Origin of the sequence: Zoogloea sp., assembly GCF_041911615.1 — a bacterium.
Classification (GTDB): domain Bacteria; phylum Pseudomonadota; class Gammaproteobacteria; order Burkholderiales; family Rhodocyclaceae; genus Zoogloea.
In genome coordinates this window covers 1-17,690 of the sequence record NZ_JAYROR010000096.1, presented here as the reverse complement: position 1 = coordinate 17,690, position 17,690 = coordinate 1, and the positions used below count along the sequence as shown (strand labels likewise).

At 63.9% G+C, this 17,690-nt stretch carries 19 protein-coding genes and 1 tRNA gene; 12 read left to right on the top strand and 8 right to left on the bottom strand.

The window, feature by feature from the left end; genetic code table 11:
* Positions 1-348: FAD-dependent oxidoreductase (locus tag ACE3P2_RS11665; RefSeq protein ID WP_374264593.1), on the bottom strand; the 348-nt coding region annotated here is incomplete at its 3' end.
* Between the two features lie 106 nt (positions 349-454).
* On the opposite strand from ACE3P2_RS11665, the gene ACE3P2_RS11660 reads away from it, so the two are divergent.
* From ACE3P2_RS11660 to ACE3P2_RS11605, 12 genes are all read left to right on the top strand, one after another.
* Positions 455-802, top strand: coding sequence for a hypothetical protein (locus tag ACE3P2_RS11660; RefSeq protein ID WP_374264591.1), 348 nt, complete (start codon positions 455-457; stop codon positions 800-802).
* A complete protein-coding gene (locus tag ACE3P2_RS11655) occupies positions 799-2,136 on the top strand; it encodes an ABC1 kinase family protein (protein WP_374264589.1) in 1,338 nt (445 codons plus the stop codon). Before ACE3P2_RS11660 ends, ACE3P2_RS11655 begins: the two co-directional genes overlap by 4 nt.
* 18 nt (positions 2,137-2,154) lie before the next feature.
* Positions 2,155-3,480 carry a DASH family cryptochrome gene (locus ACE3P2_RS11650; protein WP_374264587.1) on the top strand — a complete coding sequence of 442 codons (1,326 nt, stop codon included), beginning with the start codon at positions 2,155-2,157 and terminating at the stop codon, positions 3,478-3,480.
* Positions 3,481-3,697: 217 nt separating this feature from the next.
* Positions 3,698-4,048 (top strand): hypothetical protein, encoded by a 351-nt coding sequence (locus tag ACE3P2_RS11645; RefSeq protein ID WP_374264585.1) that lies wholly within the window; start codon positions 3,698-3,700, stop codon positions 4,046-4,048.
* Positions 4,049-4,433: 385 nt separating this feature from the next.
* Positions 4,434-4,682 carry a hypothetical protein gene (locus tag ACE3P2_RS11640; protein WP_374264583.1) on the top strand — a complete coding sequence of 83 codons (249 nt, stop codon included), beginning with the start codon at positions 4,434-4,436 and terminating at the stop codon, positions 4,680-4,682.
* Positions 4,679-4,966 (top strand): type II toxin-antitoxin system RelE/ParE family toxin, encoded by a 288-nt coding sequence (locus ACE3P2_RS11635; RefSeq protein WP_374264581.1) that lies wholly within the window; start codon positions 4,679-4,681, stop codon positions 4,964-4,966. Before ACE3P2_RS11640 ends, ACE3P2_RS11635 begins: the two co-directional genes overlap by 4 nt.
* Before the next feature lie 63 nt (positions 4,967-5,029).
* Positions 5,030-5,608: a helix-turn-helix domain-containing protein gene (locus ACE3P2_RS11630; protein ID WP_374264579.1), complete on the top strand. Its 579-nt coding sequence runs from the start codon at positions 5,030-5,032 to the stop codon at positions 5,606-5,608.
* 136 nt (positions 5,609-5,744) lie between these two features.
* A complete protein-coding gene (locus ACE3P2_RS11625; protein ID WP_374264577.1) occupies positions 5,745-6,425 on the top strand; it encodes a hypothetical protein in 681 nt (226 codons plus the stop codon).
* Positions 6,422-6,559, top strand: coding sequence for a hypothetical protein (locus ACE3P2_RS11620; protein ID WP_374264575.1), 138 nt, complete (start codon positions 6,422-6,424; stop codon positions 6,557-6,559). The genes ACE3P2_RS11625 and ACE3P2_RS11620 overlap by 4 nt, the downstream gene beginning before the upstream one ends.
* Positions 6,560-6,567: 8 nt before the next feature.
* Complete coding sequence (locus tag ACE3P2_RS11615; RefSeq protein WP_374264574.1) at positions 6,568-8,388, top strand: replication endonuclease; 1,821 nt, start codon at positions 6,568-6,570, stop codon at positions 8,386-8,388.
* Positions 8,389-8,391: 3 nt separating this feature from the next.
* Positions 8,392-8,634, top strand: coding sequence for a DUF4224 domain-containing protein (locus tag ACE3P2_RS11610; RefSeq protein ID WP_374264572.1), 243 nt, complete (start codon positions 8,392-8,394; stop codon positions 8,632-8,634).
* A 3-nt stretch (positions 8,635-8,637) separates the two neighbouring features.
* On the top strand, positions 8,638-9,615 hold the full coding sequence (locus ACE3P2_RS11605) for a tyrosine-type recombinase/integrase (RefSeq protein WP_374264570.1): 978 nt from the start codon (positions 8,638-8,640) through the stop codon (positions 9,613-9,615).
* A gap of 21 nt (positions 9,616-9,636) precedes the next feature.
* On the opposite strand, the gene ACE3P2_RS11600 is transcribed toward ACE3P2_RS11605, so the two are convergent.
* The 7 genes from ACE3P2_RS11600 to groL all read right to left on the bottom strand — a co-directional run.
* The gene (locus tag ACE3P2_RS11600; protein ID WP_374264568.1) at positions 9,637-10,947 is read right to left on the bottom strand and encodes a hypothetical protein; all 1,311 of its coding nucleotides are present in this window, start codon (positions 10,945-10,947) and stop codon (positions 9,637-9,639) included.
* 245 nt (positions 10,948-11,192) lie between these two features.
* A tRNA-Phe gene (locus ACE3P2_RS11595) sits at positions 11,193-11,268 on the bottom strand.
* Between the two features lie 85 nt (positions 11,269-11,353).
* The gene (locus tag ACE3P2_RS11590) at positions 11,354-12,859 is read right to left on the bottom strand and encodes a sensor histidine kinase N-terminal domain-containing protein (RefSeq protein ID WP_374264566.1); all 1,506 of its coding nucleotides are present in this window, start codon (positions 12,857-12,859) and stop codon (positions 11,354-11,356) included.
* Complete coding sequence (locus ACE3P2_RS11585) at positions 12,846-13,520, bottom strand: response regulator transcription factor (RefSeq protein ID WP_374264564.1); 675 nt, start codon at positions 13,518-13,520, stop codon at positions 12,846-12,848. Before ACE3P2_RS11585 ends, ACE3P2_RS11590 begins: the two co-directional genes overlap by 14 nt.
* Positions 13,521-13,930: 410 nt before the next feature.
* Positions 13,931-15,691, bottom strand: coding sequence for a cation acetate symporter (locus ACE3P2_RS11580; protein ID WP_374264595.1), 1,761 nt, complete (start codon positions 15,689-15,691; stop codon positions 13,931-13,933).
* The gene (locus tag ACE3P2_RS11575; protein ID WP_374264562.1) at positions 15,691-15,999 is read right to left on the bottom strand and encodes a DUF485 domain-containing protein; all 309 of its coding nucleotides are present in this window, start codon (positions 15,997-15,999) and stop codon (positions 15,691-15,693) included. Before ACE3P2_RS11575 ends, ACE3P2_RS11580 begins: the two co-directional genes overlap by 1 nt.
* A gap of 244 nt (positions 16,000-16,243) precedes the next feature.
* On the bottom strand, positions 16,244-17,690 hold a 1,447-nt coding region (groL, locus tag ACE3P2_RS11570), incomplete at its 5' end, for a chaperonin GroEL (protein WP_374264560.1).

Sequence of the window (17,690 nt, the reverse complement as noted above, 5' to 3'; positions counted from 1 at the left end):
CCTGCCGGGCCTGCTGTGGCGCGGCACCCCGACGAAGCGTTCGAGCCCCGCGTCGGGCTGGTGCCCGCCGAGCCCGCCCACCACCGCCATCCGCGGCCACCAGGGCGCCGCCACGCCCGCCGCCTGCCAGCGCGCCACCTCGGCCCGGAAATCCGCATCGCGGGCGGTGAAATACTGGGCGCCGTGGTCGCACTGCCAGCCCTCGCCCCGACGGGTGCTCATGCGCCCCGCCACCCCCCGGCTCTTGTCGATCAACCGCACCGCCAGGCCCGCCCGACGTAACTCGGTTGCACAGGACAATCCCGCCATTCCCGCACCAACCACCGCAACACAAGGGTTCGAATTCATGTTTGTCCTGGACAAATTACGGTTTGATTGTAATATCAAACCGCATACGCCGGGCCCCCCGCAGGCGCCCGGATTTTCACCGCCCGCAGCGCGAACGGAGCTCCCCATGTCACGACTGTTCAACAAGTTGCCCAACGGCGCCCGCCCCGAAGCCGGCCGCGAGCGCGACGTGCTGCGCGCCCTGCCGGGCCTGCTGTGGCGCGGCACCCTGCTGCTGTGCGCGCCTTCGCTGCTGGTGCGGCTGTGGCTGGCGCTGCAGCCTGAGCTGGCCGCCGGCACCCGGGTGATGACGACCGACATCTACGTGACGAGCCTGGTGATCCTGCACTGGACGGTGCTGTTCACCGTCGGCATCGCCGCCTTCATCCTGATGGTGATGAAAGGCCCGGCCTACGTGGCCGACGCCTACCCCCTCGACGAGGCGGGCGACGACACCGGGCGACCCGAGCGATGAAACCCCGCCATACGCCGTTTGCGGTGCCCGCCGGACGCCTGTCGCGGCTGGCGCGCCTGGGCGCCCTCGCCTCCGGCGTTGCCGGCGGCATGCTGGCCGAGGGCGTGCGGCAGCTCGCACAGGGGAAGCGGCCGCGGGCGTCCCGCCTGCTGATGACGCCCGCCAACGCCCGGCGAGTCGCCGAGGCGCTGGCCCAGCTGCGCGGCGCGGCGATGAAGGTCGGGCAGCTACTGTCGATGGACGCGGGCGATCTGCTGCCGCCCGAGCTGCGCGACATCCTCTCGCGCCTGCGCGCCGATGCCCGCCCGATGCCCATGAGCCAGCTCGTCGCGGTCCTCGACGCCCAGTGGGGCACAGGCTGGGAGCGGCACTTCCGGCAGTTCAGCTTCACGCCGATGGCGGCCGCCTCGATCGGTCAGGTGCATTCCGCCCACGATCACGACGGGCAGCGCCTCGCCATCAAGGTGCAATACCCCGGCGTACGCGAGAGCATCGCGAGCGACGTGGACAACGTCGCCACCCTGCTGCGCCTGTCCGGCCTGCTGCCGAACGGCCTCGACATCCAGCCCCTGCTCGACGAAGCCAAGCGCCAGCTCCACGACGAAGCCGACTACCGCCTCGAAGCCGCCCACCTGAGCCGCTTCGGCGCCCTGCTGGCCGACGACCCCGACCTCCTGCTGCCCCAGGTGCGCGCCCCCCTCAGCAACGCCCGAATCCTCGCCATGGGCTACGTGGACGGAGCCCCCGTCGAAAGCCTGAGCGACGCCCCGCAAGCCGAACGCGACCGCATCGCCGGCCTGCTCTTCGCGCTGCTGTTCCGCGAACTGTTCGATTTTCGCCTCGTCCAGACCGACCCCAACTTTGCCAACTACCGTTACGACACGGCCCGCCGACGGCTCGTCCTGCTCGATTTCGGCGCCACCCGCAGCTACGCACCGGCCACCGTCGCCGCCTACCGGCACCTGCTCGAATCCGCCGCCCGGGGCAACCGGGCCGGCATCGACGACGCCGCGGCGGCCATCGGCTACTTCCCGGCCGACATCCGGCCTCATCACCGCCAGGCCGTGCTGGACCTCTTCGAGACCGCCTGCGCCCCGCTGCGCCACCCGGGCGCCTACGACTTCGGCCACAGCGACCTCGCCGCGCGCATCCGCGACGCCGGCCTGGCGCTCGGCCTGGATCGCGACTTCTGGCACACCCCGCCGGCCGACGCACTGTTCCTGCACCGCAAGCTCGGCGGGCTCTACCTGCTCGCCGCCAGATTGCGCGCACGGGTGGACGTGGGCGCGCTGCTGGCGCGGCACGTCTCCGGCACGCGCCCCTGCGCTACCTGACCGCGGAGGCGCCGCCACGTGACGACCTGCCGACCGCCCGGCGTGCTGTTCTGGTTTCGCAACGACCTGCGGCTCCACGATCAGACCGCCCTCCTCACCGCCGTGGCCCACGCCCGGCGCATCGGCGGCTGGCTGCTGCCGGTCTTCATCCACGACCCGGCCCAGCACGCCGTCACCCGCTGGGGCTTCGCCCGCACCGGGGCGCACCGCCGACGCTGGCTGGCCGCCACCCTGGACGATCTCGCCACACAGCTCGCCGCGCTCGGCAGTCGTCTGGCGCACTGCACCGGCGATCCCGCCACCGTGCTGCGCCGGCTCGTCGCCGACCTGGGTGCGCCGCTGCTGGTCTGCGAGGACATCGCCGCCCCCGAGGAGCGAGGCATCGTCACCGCACTCAGGCACGCGGGCGTGGCCACGGAATGCGTCTGGCAATCCACGCTGCTGGCGCCCGACAGCCTGCCCTTCGACCCGTGTGCCGTACCCGACACCTTCAGCGTCTTCCGCCAGGCCGTCGAAAGGGCCGGCGTCCAGGCTCCGCCACCGCACCCGCCCCCCAACGCCCTGCCGCCCCTGCCGCCGGCAAACCTGCTCGCACGCCTCGCCGACCAGCCCGCGCCCGCCGCCCCCTCACCAGCGTCCGATCCGCGCAGCGCCTTTCCCTACGCGGAAGCGGCCTTTCACGGTGGCGAGCGCGCCGCGCTGGCCCACCTGGCGGACTACTGCCGGCGCCGCCTGCCCCACCGCTACAAAGCCACCCGCAACGGCCTCAGCGGCACCGACTACTCCAGCAAATGGTCGCCCTGGCTTGCCACCGGAGCGCTCTCGCCGCGTCGAGCGTGGGCCGCCATCCAGGCCTTCGAAGCCGAACACGGCGCCAACGAAGGCACCTACTGGCTCTGGTTCGAACTGCTCTGGCGCGACCACTTCCGCTGGCTGCACCACAAGCACGGCACCTGGCTCTACCACGCTGGCGGACTCACCGCGCACCCCGCCCCGCGCCACGACCCCGCCCCGTTCGAGCGCTGGCGCCAGGGCCGCACGGGCCACCCCTTCATCGACGCCGGCATGCGCGAACTCGCCGCCACCGGCTACCTCTCCAACCGCCTGCGCCAGAACGTTGCCAGCTACCTGGTCCACGACCTGAACGGCGACTGGCGCGCCGGCGCCGCCTGGTTCGAAGCCCAGCTCATCGACTACGACGTCTACAGCAACCAGGGCAACTGGCTCTACCTGAGCGGCCGCGGCACCGACCCCCGCGGCGGCCGCCGCTTCAACCCCGACAAACAAGCCCACGACTACGACCCGGACGGCCGCTATCGCGAATGCTGGCGGCAAGCGGGCTGACGACGTGGGCGCCCGCCGTGCGAGCCGCACCTCGTCGCCCCTCGCCCGCCACGACGAAGACGATGCGTTCGAGGGGGCGTTGCTTAAAAGGCATCACCCTGCGCAGGATGCTATCGCCCCGCCCCTGCTGCCCCGGGAGGCTGCAGCCGCGACGTTGCGGCGTCGGAATATCAAGATCACGCGGCGACGGATTCAGCCGACCACGCCTTGGAGAATCATGGGCCGTCGCCGCGCTCAAGACATCAACCTGCCGCCCCGGCTGCACCGCAAGGGCGAGACCTTCTACTACGTCACCTCGACGCTTCCCCGCACCATCCAGCCCCGCTCGGAAGCCGAGCGGCAGGCCCTCATGCAGACCTTGGCCCGTTACGACTTCCCCGGTGCGCCGGACGTCCGCCTGCTGCAGGTCGAAGTCGGCGACGCCACCCTGTGGCTGCTGTCCGGCAGCGAGATCGCCGCCCACCGCGCACTTGCTGGACTGGGGGCCGGCGAAGTCGTCGAGGTCGATCTCGGCGACACACTGCGAAGCCAGTTCGGCGGCCTCGCGCTGCTGGCGATCTTCCCGTAGCCCGCCTGGGGGCGTCGTCCGGCTCCGGGTTGTGCAGCCAGAACCGGCAATCGACCGGCACGCGGAGTTTCGTCCGCGTGAACGTAAAAACGCCAACTGACTAAGTCGGCGTTTTTACTCGAGAATCTTTGGTGGCCAGTCGCGGAATCGAACCACGGACACGCGGATTTTCAATCTGGCGTTCTTTTCTACGAAAACAGGCGCTTAGGCAAAAATCCTTCTACAAACGCTTCCGCCGGCCCCTTTGGAAACCCGCGCCGTTGCTGGGCACCTGTTCGGGTTGTAGAAGGTTTGAACGCCGCCCGGCAGGCACACCAAGACGACCGGGACTGATACCTAACGCCTGGCGCGCTATCATTCGGAGACAGCCACGCCGGGAGCAACCATGGCACACCTGACAGTGACCCTCAGCGAGCAGGACAAAGCCCTGCTGCACAGCATCGCAACGGAAACGCGCCGCACTGACGAAGACATCGCTGCGGCCGCCCTGAAAAGCTACGTCCATTGGCAAGCCGAGTACCTGCGGCGGGTCAAGGCCGGGCTTGCGGCTGCAGAACAAGGCCAGGTCGTCACTAACGATGAACTCAACGCCCTGTTTGACCGACTCGACCAGGAAGAAGGCTTGGCGCCTTGAGTCAGATTCTCTGGACGCTTCCGGCTGTCGAACACCTGAAAGACATCCGGGCACACATCAGCCAAGACAGCCCCGCCGCCGCAAGCCGAGTAGTGAAGGCGATCCGGGAGCAGGTCAAACTTCTAGCGCAACATGCGCAGGCCGGCCGGAAGGGCATCATCGAAGGCACTCGGGAACTGGTGATAAGCCGGCTGCCGTACCTGGTCGTGTATCAACAGCAAGGCGAGGTCGTGACGGTGCTTGCCGTTGTTCATACGGCCCGTAACTGGCCGGAAACCCTCTAAGATCAACTAGCTGGAAGGCGCATAACTAGAGGCTTTCCGGCTAGTTCAACGAAAACTGCCACCTTGAAAAACGAGACCGCCAATACCGACGAACAATCGTCGCCAACTGATGGCCCCGATGTAATCGCGATCGAGCTGAAAAAGGCTCGGGAGGCCAAAGGCTACGGCATGTCGGATGTTCATCGCCTGACAGGGCTATCGCGCAACACCCTTCATCAGTATGAAACGGGTAGTCGCAAGCCGGGCACAAAGGAGCTGTTGAAGCTCTGCGAAGTGCTTGAAGTCACGCCTAATCGGTTACTGTTTGGACTCGAAGAGCCTTTCGGCAAGGTGGATGGTGTTCTACGCCCTCTTGCCCGACTAGCGCAAACAGATCCTGGCAAGGCTCTCGGGCTGGCTGCAATGATGATGCCGATTATCGCGGCAATTCTGTCCAAAGTTGGCGCGGAAACACTTGAAGCAATTGCAACAATAGCCGATGAGACTCTGAGATCGCGTGATCCCGAGACCTTCACCCAGTTCGCGAACTTGGTGCGCGATCTTTCTAAAGAAGACGTGAAAGCACTTGTAGCTCAACCTAAGGACGCTCAAGCAGAGCGCATCAAGACACTGATCAAACAAAGCGGACTGCCGCTCCCTTAAGGGGAGCAGCCTAGAAAAACGACCGGCCCTCGAGCCGGTCTTTTTTTGTCGAGAAAATTTTCGAGTACAGATGTACTTTTTTGAAAACAAATCGTAAGATGGAGGTGAAGTACAAACAAACTCAAACGAGGACAACATGAAAATTCCGAACACTCTTCCCGTTACCGCCGAACAATCCCGCGCGGCCCGCTTCCAGCTTGGTCTGACCCAATCCGACCTGATCCAGAAGAGCGACTTGCCCGGCTGGAAGCTCAAGCAGTTTGAAACCGGGCGCTTCGTCCCGGACATCCCCTTCCTGCAAGGGCTGCGCGAGTTCTACACCTCGCAGGGCATCCAGTTCGCCGAGTCCGTCACTACCACCGTGCAGGTGAAAGACGAGATCACGCCCCTGCCGAACTTCTTCGGCGCCACGCCTGCGGCATCTGCGGCCAGTGGGGCGAGCTTTCCCTTCTTCCTGTGTAGCGACCTGACGGAAGCACAAGGCAGCGCGATCACCGAACGCATCCTTGAAAACGACGAGCGCGCGGCTGTCCTGCTGAACATGCCGGCCAAGCGCGCCATCTTCGGTGGCCTGGACGACACGACCGACGCGGCGCTGCGGGAACTGTTCGGCCGACTCGCCGAAAACTACATGCTGCTTGCCAGGCTGCAGGGACGGACTTTCATCACCTCAGCCGCCGGCGACGCGCGCACCGTCGCCGATCTGGTTGCCAGCAACTACGCGGGGTCCCCGCTGGTTGAACTGAGTGCAACCGCCGCGCCGACCGTCCAGTCGGAACAGCCCAGCACCGAACCGGAACAGGAGGACGCGGAATGATTCCGATGGCTCCGGTCTCGATGATCGCCATCCCCAACGGCAGCAAGCTTGCCGTTGTGATTGGTGCGGTGCTCCTGCTGGCGGTGATCCACTCCAAGCAGAAGCAAGCCCAACCCAGCACGCCCAGCCGCTAGGCTTCGCGATGCGCAGCACGTCCCCGCGCCAATCCATGTCAGGCCGCCATTCGGCCGCGCCTGACATGGCCGGGCTTTCTCTGGCGCAGCTTCGCGGCCAGGAGGCCCAAACCTTCCGTGACCGGCAGCAACGGGCATGGGAAGCCGAAGCCGTTGCGGCGCTGCCGCTGCGGTGGCGGACGACGCTGCTTCGGCGACATGCCGCCGAACGGGGCGCCGGCCTGGCCGACGCAAACCGCCGCCTGTTGGCGACAACCACCCGCATCAAGGCCACCTTCGAGGGCTGCAAGCTCGAACCGGGCGCAACCTACGATGACCTTTGTCATCGTGCCGAACAATTCGCCTCACGCTGCGAACGTCTGGTTGTCCGCTGGAAGCAACCGCAGGCGATCCGCCGCGAGATCGAAACCCTCTGCCGAACCTACGGCATCAAGCCGCCCAACTGCCGCGACGATGCCCAGGTAATCGCCCGCGCCGTTGCCGCCGACTGGTGGCGCCGCGCCCTCACGAAAACCCACGGCCGCACCCTGGAAGCCTGCGCCATCGAACTTGGCTATGTGCACAAGTACGCTGGCCTCTACATCAGCGACGAAGCCTTTTCCCGCCGCCAACAGCAACGCAAGCGCAACGCCAACATCCTGGCGAACACCGACGCCATCAGCGAAGACGGGGAGATCATCCCCATGGAAGAGATCGAAAAGGGCTCTCTCGCCAACAAGGTAATCCGCCGGGCCGAACTCATGACCCGCGCCAGGGGCATGGAAGAGGTAGGCAAGCGGCTGGGCTTTGAGGCTGCGTTCATCGTCGTCACCTGCCCCAGCCGGATGCACGCGCGCGGCAGCAAGTCCGGCGACGCAAACCCGAACTACGACGGCAGCACGCCCCGCCAGGCGCAGGACTATCTATGCAGCGTGTGGGCGCGCATCCGTGCCAGCGCCGAACGCCAGGGGCTCACGTTCTACGGGCTGCGCACCGTCGAGCCGCACCACGACGGCACGCCGCACTGGAACCTGTTGGTTTTCGCCAGCGCGGCAGATCTGCGCAAGCTGATTGCCTTGGTGCAGGACTACGCCCTGCGAGACAACGGCGACGAGGCGGGCGCCCAACTGCGCCGCGTGCGGGTTGAGCACATCGACCCCGCCAAGGGCAGCGCCGTCGCCTATGTCGCCAAGTACATCAGCAAGAACCTGGACGCCCACGGCATCGACGCCGACCACGAAGCCGCGCCCGGCGCCGCCCCCAGCGAAACCGCCGCCCGCGCCGAAGCATGGTCGGCCCTGTGGGGCATCCGCCAGTTTCAGGACTTCGGCTGTCCGCCTGTCGGCGTCTGGCGCGAACTTCGCCGCGTACCTGCCGACGAGATCAAGCACGCCCCCGAGTGCATCCAGCGCGCCTGGAAAGCCGTGCAACGGGAAGGTGAAAAGCGCGCCGACTTCGGCAGCTACTACGACGCCCAGGGCAAGCCCGGCACCAAGCGCAAGGACTGGAACACCCAGCTTCACAAGGAAGACGACGAGCGCACCGGGCGCTACGGCGAACCCATCGGCCCCAGGCCGGCCGGCGTCGCCGCCTGCGGCCACGTCTGCCGCTCCGAGCGCAAGCGCTGGACGCTGCAGCGCCGGGCGCGGGCTTCGTCCCCTTGGACTCGTGTCAATAACTGTACGCACCCACGACCGGCCAACGAGCCGGGCGCGGGCATGAATCCCCCGAATCGGCAGGCAGCTTCCCAGAATCACCCCCCGGAAGCATCGCCCGTAAGGCTCCCGCCGTTCATTTCATCCCCTGGCCTGGCGGATCACCCGCCAAACCAACCAGGAAGGCAGGTTTAGCGCATGGAATCCCTTTTCCTGTCGAAAGACGAGATCGCCGAACTCACCGGCTACAAGCTCCCCGCGCATCAGCGCCGCTGGCTGCAGGATCGCGGCTGGGTTTTCGAGCGCAACGCCACGAATCGGCCGATTGTCGGGCGCGACTACGCCCGCTCCCGCCTTTGCGGTGCCAAGCAGGCAACGCCGACGCCTTCCCCTTCTTCCTCAACCCCGCGCCCGAACTTCGGCGCCCTCACCGCTCGCTAAATCATGGGCCGTCGCCGCTCTCAAGACTTCAACCTGCCGCCCCGAATGCACCGGAAGGGCGAAACCTTCTATTACGTGACTTCGACGCTTCCCCGGAAGTGGATCAAGCTAGGCAAGGATCTGCACCAGGCGCGGCTGCAGTGGGCCGAACTTGAACGGGAAGACCCCAGCCCCGACGACAAAACCTTTGCGATCATCGCCAAGCGCTACGAAAGGGAGATCATCCCCGGCAAGGCGACTCGTACCCAGCGGGACAACCTGGCCGAACTCGCCAAGCTGCTGGAAGTCTTCGGCGCAGTCCCCATTGACGCTATCCGGCCCCAGGACGTGCGCACCTATCTGGATCTGCGCGGCCAAACAGCCAAGGTGCGCGCCAACCGGGAGCGCGCCCTGCTATCCCACATCTTCAACCAGGCGCGGGCATGGGGTTACACCGACGCCCAGAACCCCTGCGCGGGCATCAAGGGACACAAAGAAACTGGCCGTGATCGCTACGTGGAAGACGACGAATTCAGGGCCGTTTGGGAGAAAGGGCATTACACCCTTCAAGATGCGATGGATCTGGCACTACTGACCGGCCAGCGCCCCGCCGACGTGCTCAAGCTGACCCGTGCCGACATCCGGGACGGCGCCCTGCACCTCAAGCAGAACAAGACGGGGAAGAAACTCGCCATTGAAGTCACCGGCGAACTTGCCCAGGTGATAGACCGGATCACCTGCCGGCCGGCGAAGATCAAGGGCGCCTGGCTGATTCAGGACGAGAGCGGGCAGCCTCTCACCTACTGGATGCTGCGCAATCGGTTTGACGAGGCCAGGGAAGCCGCTGGTGCGACATTTCAGTTTCGGGACATCAGGGCCAAGGCCGCAACCGATACCGGCGACCTTGGTCACGCGCAAAAATTACTCGGCCATGCAAATCGAGACATGACCGAACATTATACGAGAGACAGAAAAGGCGAAAGAATCAAACCTCTTCGGTAACTACATAGTCACTCGTCTCCATCACTCGTTTTCACCTGGATCCGGGTGAGGAATCTCCGCCATCACCTCGTCAGGATCACAGTTGTCGATAAAAAAGTACAAGGTGGAATCAACGACTTTTACCCTCCGCGTCCCGGGGTCAAAGTCGAACAAGGGGGGAACTATACGGGCATTAGCCTGCAATGCCGGTAATCTGCTCAGCATCCCAGTAACGTCCGAGGTTCTCACGTTATCTGGGGAATTGTGCAATTGCTGAATCATCAGCTGAAGCGTCTTACGCTCAATGCCTTCCTTTAGTTCATCGTATGTTCGATGAACCATCACTTTTACAAGGTAATAAGGAAGATATAGAGCAGCAGCTGTTTCCGTAGCTCTCCGCGTGCGCGAACCCGCAGCGATTGACTCTAAACTGCGAATGTGTCGAGCCGAATACTCTTCTACCTTTTCACAAATGGCCTCTCTAAGCAATGCAGAATCCGAGATGACCACAGGCTGAGGCGAGAACTCCACTACTCCGACTTTTTCGCAGGTTTTCTTTAGCAACTCCTGAACAACTGCAATGCTTCCATGCGCTTCGTCGAAGATTTGATCCTTTATCGCCTGATCAAAAGTAACGTTGAGGAACGGCCCCCCAGTCGCGACAACCCGCTCGAAATCGGCGACCTCCCATGGCTCAACCGGTACTTCGGCTAAGCGATCCTGCAAATCCCCGTTGTACTGAACAAGTCTGTTTCTCTCTCGCCACACACCGAGGATAACGAAGCGCAGCCCCATTTCCTCAAACGTTCTAAGATCGAAGGCGAGTTGTCTTTGCACATCATCACTTAGATAATGAAAGTTCTCCAAGACATGAAAAAGATTGACTGCACCAACCTTTAAAAGCAACTCACCCACATCTTGTGCGACAGCTAAATTGAACTCAATTGTTTGTCGGGTAGTACCCTGAACCGCCCCCGCCGTCGCTTCGCCCTTCGCCTCAGCCTCACCTCCACCAAAAAATGGCAGAATCGCTGTGAACTTTGCAGAAATTGAAGTTGACACCTCCCGACTGGTTTCCGCAGTTTTCTCAGACACGATCTCGACCTGCAGTTGTCGCAGGAATGATCGATAGAGGTCTTCGGCCGTTGTAGTTGGGCCACAGTGCACGGTGATACGTCGCTTATCAGGGATGTGGCGCTGCAAGAGCGCCGTCTTTCCCTGCTTGGACGACCCATAAATGATTATCTGCCGAGACTCTTTCAGGGCCGCTTCAAGCGCTGCATCGACCGCACTTCTCTCGATATAACTTGATACTGGATCTCTCGATACACCGAACACCTCTGCTAGCTTCATCCAGCCCCCCTATCGATTAATTTATAGCCAAAGCCAGCGAACGAGCGCTGATCGAAAAACCCCACAAGAGGAGCCAATTATGCCGCAGATTTACACGCCGAGATTAGAGCTTTGACATATCCCGAGACCATTAAGCGCTAGGGCATCAACTAGCTTGCCATGCAGACAAGTCCGACTTTGTAGAATCCGGGGTAAAAATGTAGAAAAGCCGCTTCACGCAAACATGCGGGAAGCGGCTTAGAATCTGGTGGCCAGTCGCGGAATCGAACCACGGACACGCGGATTTTCAATCCGCTGCTCTACCAACTGAGCTAACTGGCCTGGAAGAGCGCGCATAATAGCCTTCCGCCAAAGGCTTGTCAAATATTTTCGCGCATTTGCTCTCAAGCAACATCGCGGGCACCGGTCAGGCCGGCGGGAAGAGTTCGGAGACGACGCGTGGAGGGGGGATGCCGGTGCTGCGCTCTGCGCCTTCGCGGCTACGCGGAAAGACAACCTGCGCAATGGTGCCCTTGCCGCTGGGGTTGGGGATCAGGCTCACGGTGGCACGGTGCAGGTCGGCGATCTCGCGGACGATGGGCAGACCAAGGCCTGAACCGCTCTCGGAGCTGCCCAGCACGCGATAAAAGCGCTCGAAGACCCGCTCCCGGTCGGCCTCGGGGACGCCGATGCCGGTGTCCTCCACCTCGACGATGGCGCGCTCGGTGGCGATGGTGCGCACGGTGACGCAACCGCCCTCCGGCGTGTACTTGATCGCGTTGTCGATGAGGTTCTTGAGCAGCTCGCCGAGCAGCACTGGATTGCCCTCGATCACCAGCGGTTCGCCAGTGGTCTCGAGGCCGAAGTCGATGTTCTTCTGGCGGGCCCGCGGCACGAAGTCGCTGAGCATCGTGCGCAGCAGGGCTTCGAGATCGACGCGCTCGACGGCGTAGATCTTTTCGTAGCTGGCCTCGGCGCGCGCCAGCGACAGGAGCTGGTTGATCAGGTGGCTGGCCCGCTCGGCGCTCTGGGATATCTGCACCAGCGAGCGGTGCACCTGCTGCGGATCGGTTTCCATCATGGCCAGATCGGTCTGCATACGCAGGCCGGTGAGCGGGGTGCGCATCTGGTGGGCGGCATCGGCGATGAAGCGCTGCTGGGCCTGCAGGTTTTCCTCGAGGCGCGCCATCATGTCGTTGAAGGCGATGATCAGCGGGCGCACCTCCTCGGGCACGCCGGACACCGAAATCGGCGACAGGTCCGACGGGCGCCGGCGCCGGATCAGGCTCTGCAACTGATTGAGCGGCGCGATGCCACGGGACAGCCCGAGCCACACCAGGATCACCGCGATGGGGATGATCGCGAACTGGGGCAGCAACACGCCGGTGACGACCCGCGACGCGAGGGTGCTGCGCTTGTTGCGCGTCTCGGCCACCTGGAGCAGCACGAGCTTGCTCGACACGCCATCGACCGGCTGCAGGAACTGGTAGGCGACGCGCACTTCCTCACCGGCGATCTGCTCGTCGCGGAACATCACGAGATCGGGCTCGACGTTGTCGGGTGCGCTGATCGGCGGGATATCCTTGTCGCCGGCGAGCAGCTCGCCCTTGAAGCCGAGCACCTGGTAGTAGACGGTGTCGTCCTCGTCGGCTCGCAGCAGCAGCCGCGCCGGCGCAGGGAAATTGACTCGCGCCAGATTGCCCTCGACCTTCACGAGACGGGCGATCGCCCGCACATTCACCGCCAGGGCCTGGTCATAGGGCTGATTGGCGATGCTGTTGGCGACGTTGTGGGTGACGATGATCGAGATTGGCCACAGAAACAGCAGCGGGGCCAGCATCCAGTCGAGAATCTCGCCGAACAGCGAGTTGAAGGCCTTGCCGTCGGCGCCGGCGTCGCCGGCAGCCGACTTGCGCCACCTAGGCGACCACATCCGGCTTTTCCAGGCAGTAACCCAACCCACGCACCGTCACGATCTGCACGCCACTGTGCTCGAGCTTCTTGCGCAGGCGATGGACGTAGACCTCGATGGCGTTGTTGGAGACCTCCTCGCCCCAGCCGCACAGGTGGTCCACAAGTTGCTCCTTGCTGACGAGCCGGCCGGCACGCAGCAGCAGCACTTCGAGCAAACCCACTTCCCGCGCCGACAACTCGACCACCTGACCGTCGATCTTGACGACCCGGTCGGCCTGGTCGTACATCAGGCGGGCGTACTCGATGCAACGCGCCTGGCCGGTGCCGCGCCGGGTGAGCGCCCGCACCCGCGCCTCGAGTTCGGGCAGCGCAAAAGGCTTGGTGAGGTAGTCGTCGGCGCCCGCATCCAGGCCACGTACGCGGTCCTCGATACCGTCCTGGGCCGTGAGGATCAGCACCGGCATCGTGCATTTGCGTGCCCGCAGACGGCGCAGCACCTCGATGCCGGACAGCTTCGGCAGGCCGAGGTCGAGAATCAGCAGGTCAAAACTCTGCCCGAGCAGCGCAGCGTCGGCCTCGGCGCCGTTCGGGACGTGATCGACGGCGTAGCCGGCTTTCTTGAGCGCGCGGCCAAGGCCGTCCGCAATGATGAGGTCGTCTTCGGCCAGCAGGATCCGCATGGTCTTTTTGTTCGAGGCAGAAGTGTAAGTTTGAAGTAAGCGGCGGCCGGCATATTGCAGCCGCTGTTCTCCTTTTACTCGGTCTCGGGGGTGATGGCGTGGCGCGAGCCGCGACAAAGCCTCGGGGGATTGGGTCGCCCGACGGGCCACTCCCCCGCCGTCTTTTTGCCACCCCGCCACTGGCCCCTCTGCCAGCACTGTCGAGGGTGCGCTTCGCTTTTCCCGGCCGCTGACGGCCTCTTCCCTGTTCCAAGCCAAATTCTCTCAAGTCTAGCATGGTCGCGATCCGCCCGTCCCGGCCCGACCTCGACGCCTCCCGCCGAACAAACGAAAACCCCGGCTGCCTTGCGGCAAGCCGGGGTTTTCCGCGGCCCCTGCCGGATCATCGATCCGGCAGGCGGCGGCAGGGCTTAGTGGCCCGACGCACCAGCGGCACCGATACCGGTTTCGGAGCGGATCAGCTGGGCGGCGAAGTCCTCGCGCTCACGCTGAGCGTTCGGGCTGCGGTCGAGCAGCGAGAAGATCCAGATGCCGACGAAGCCGATGGTCATCGAGAACAGGGCCGGGGAGGTGTAGGGGAAGATCGCGTCCTTGTTGCCAAGCACATCGACCCACACCGACTTGGACAGCACGGTCATCACGACGGCGCTGATCAGGCCGAGGAAGCCACCGATGACCGCGCCCTTGGTGGTGCAGTCCTTCCACAGCACGCTCATGAAGAGCACCGGGAAGTTGGCGGAGGCGGCAATCGCGAAGGCCAGCGAGACCATGAACGCGATGTTCTGCTTCTCGAAGGCGATCCCCAGGACCACCGCGATGATGCCCAGCACGATGGTGGTGATGCGGGACACACGCAGTTCAGCAGCGGAATCGGCGTTGCCGTTCTTGAACACCGTGGCGTAAAGGTCGTGGGACACGGCCGACGCGCCAGAGAGGGTCAGACCCGCAACCACCGCCAGGATGGTGGCGAACGCAACCGCAGAGATGAAACCGAGGAAGATGTTGCCGCCGACGGCGTTGGCGAGGTGGATCGCCGCCATGTTGCCGCCACCCTTGAGGCCCTTGGCATCCAGGAACTCGGGGTTGGTCAGCACGAAGGTGATCGCGCCGAAGCCGATGATGAAGGTCAGGATGTAGAAGTAGCCGATCCAGACGGTGGCCCAACCCACGGACTTACGGGCTTCCTTGGCATCCGGCACGGTGAAGAAGCGCATCAGGATGTGCGGGAGACCGGCGGTACCGAACATCAGCGCCATGCCAAAGGAGATCGCGGAGATCGGGTCCTTCACGAAGGAGCCCGGCGCCATGATGGAATCGCCCTTCTTGGCGGCCATCGCAGCGGTCACCTCGGCCACGTCCTTGCCGGCCGCGGCCGCGGCAGCGGTGGCGTCGGCGATGAGCTTGGCATCCTTGGCGGCCAGCGTGGTCTTGATCTCGACGGCCTTGGCGAACATCGCCTCGGGGCTGAAGCCGAACTTGACCAGCACCATGAAGGCCATGAACGAGGCGCCGGCGAGCAGCAGGCAGGCCTTGATGATCTGCACCCAGGTGGTGGCGGTCATGCCCCCGAAGAGCACGTAGACCATCATCAGCGCGCCGACGATCACCACCGCCATCCAGTACTCGAGGCCGAACAGCAGCTTGATCAGCTGACCGGCACCGACCATCTGGGCGATGAGGTAGAAGGCGACGACGACCAGGGTGCCCGAGGCCGCGAAGGCGCGGATCGGGGTCTGCTGGAAGCGGTAGCCGGCCACGTCGGCGAAGGTGAACTTGCCGAGGTTGCGCAGGCGTTCGGCCATCAGGAAGGTGATGATCGGCCAGCCAACGAGGAAGCCGATCGCATAGATCAGGCCGTCGTAGCCGTTGGTCATCACCGCGGCGGAAATACCCAGGAAGGACGCGGCGGACATGTAGTCGCCGGCGATCGCCAGGCCGTTCTGGAAGCCGGTGATGCCACCGCCGGCGGTGTAGAAGTCGGCGGCCGACTTGGTCTTGGACGCCGCCCACTTGGTGATGAACATCGTGCCGGCAACAAAGATGCCGAACATGGCGATCGCGGTCCAGTTGGTGGCCTGCTTCTCGGCCTGGCCAAGATCGGCACCGGCAGCTAGCGCGGCGCCGGAAACCAGCACCGCGAGAAGGCCCAGGAAGAGCTTGGAAGTACGCATCACTTGGTGGCCTCCTTGATGACTTGTTCCTTCAGGGCGTCGAACTCGGTGTTCGCACGGCGGATGTAGATGCCGGTGATGATGACGGTGAACAGGATCACGCCGAGACCGATGGGAATGCCCATCGAGGTGACACCCGCGCCCGTCTTCTGGGCAAGGAACTCCTTGTTGAAGGCAATCAGCAGGATGTAGCCGTAGTAAACAGCCAGCATGATGATGGTCATGATCCAGCTGTAGGAATTGCGTTTCGAGACCAGCTCCTGGTACTTGGGGTTTGCCCGGATGCGGTCGCCGAGGTCGTCTCTCATATCTCTCCTCCTCTTCGAATGAACCTTGCCTGGAACCAATAGAGTTCCTTTCAGGGTGATGCAAAGTTACCGGGCGAGCCTTACTGCCAACTTACGCTTACTAATGAGCCGATAAAACACACTTATAAATGACATAAGTGTTGCTTGTCGCCCCGCCACGCACGCCGACAAAACGGCCGCCACAAAGCAAAAAACCCCGCCGAAGCGGGGTTTTTTGTCGAACCGGACAGGTTCGGGCGCGGGATTACATGCCCATGCCCATGCCGCCCATACCGCCCATGCCACCCATGTCGGGCATGCCGCCGGCCGGCTTGTCTTCAGCCAGTTCGGCCACCATGCAGTCGGTGGTCAGCATCAGGCCAGCCACGGAGGCGGCGTTCTGCAGCGCGGTGCGGGTCACCTTGGTCGGATCCAGCACGCCCATTTCGACCATGTCGCCGTAGATGTCGGAAGCGGCGTTGTAGCCGAAGTTGCCGGAACCTTCGACAACCTTGTTCACCACCACGGAAGCTTCGGCGCCAGCGTTGGCGACGATCTCACGCAGCGGCTGCTCCATGGCGCGCAGCACGATCTTGATGCCGGCGTCCTGGTCGTGGTTGTCGCCCTTGAGGCCGCCGAGGTTGGCGCGGGCACGCAGCAGGGCCACGCCGCCGCCAGGGACGATGCCTTCTTCAACGGCGGCACGGGTGGCGTGCAGCGCGTCTTCGACACGGGCCTTCTTTTCCTTCATTTCGACTTCGGTGGCAGCGCCAACCTTGATCACGGCAACGCCACCAGCCAGCTTGGCGACACGTTCCTGCAGCTTCTCGCGGTCGTAGTCGGAGGTGGCTTCCTCGATCTGGACGCGGATCTGCTTGACGCGGGCTTCGATGCGGTCGGCAACGCCGGCGCCGTCGATGATGGTGGTGTTTTCCTTGCCCACTTCGATGCGCTTGGCCTGACCCAGGTCTTCCAGGGTGGCCTTCTCGAGGTTCAGGCCGACTTCCTCGGAGATCACCTGGCCGCCGGTCAGGATGGCGATGTCTTCGAGCATGGCCTTGCGACGGTCGCCGAAGCCCGGTGCCTTGACGGCGCAGGTCTTGAGGATGCCGCGGATGTTGTTCACCACCAGGGTGGCCAGGGCTTCACCGTCCACGTCTTCGGCGATGATCAGCAGCGGGCGGCCAGCCTTGGCCACTTGCTCGAGCACCGGCAGCAGATCGCGGATGTTGGAGATCTTCTTGTCGAAGAGCAGGACGAACGGGTTGTCGAGGATCGCGACCTGCTTGTCCGGGTTGTTGATGAAGTACGGGGACAGGTAGCCACGGTCGAACTGCATACCCTCGACGACGTCGAGTTCGTTCTGCAGGGACTTGCCGTCTTCAACGGTGATGACGCCTTCCTTGCCGACCTTTTCCATCGCGTTGGCGATGATGTCGCCGATGGAGGAATCGCTGTTGGCGGAGATGGAGCCGACCTGGGCGATTTCCTTGTTGGTGGAACAGGGCTTGGACAGCTTCTTGAGCTCTTCCAGGGTGGCGACGACAGCCTTGTCGATGCCGCGCTTCAGGTCCATCGGGTTCATGCCGGCGGCGACGAACTTCATGCCTTCGCGGACGATGGACTGGGCCAGCACGGTGGCGGTGGTGGTGCCGTCACCGGCGATGTCGGAGGTCTTGGAAGCGACTTCCTTGACCATCTGGGCGCCCATG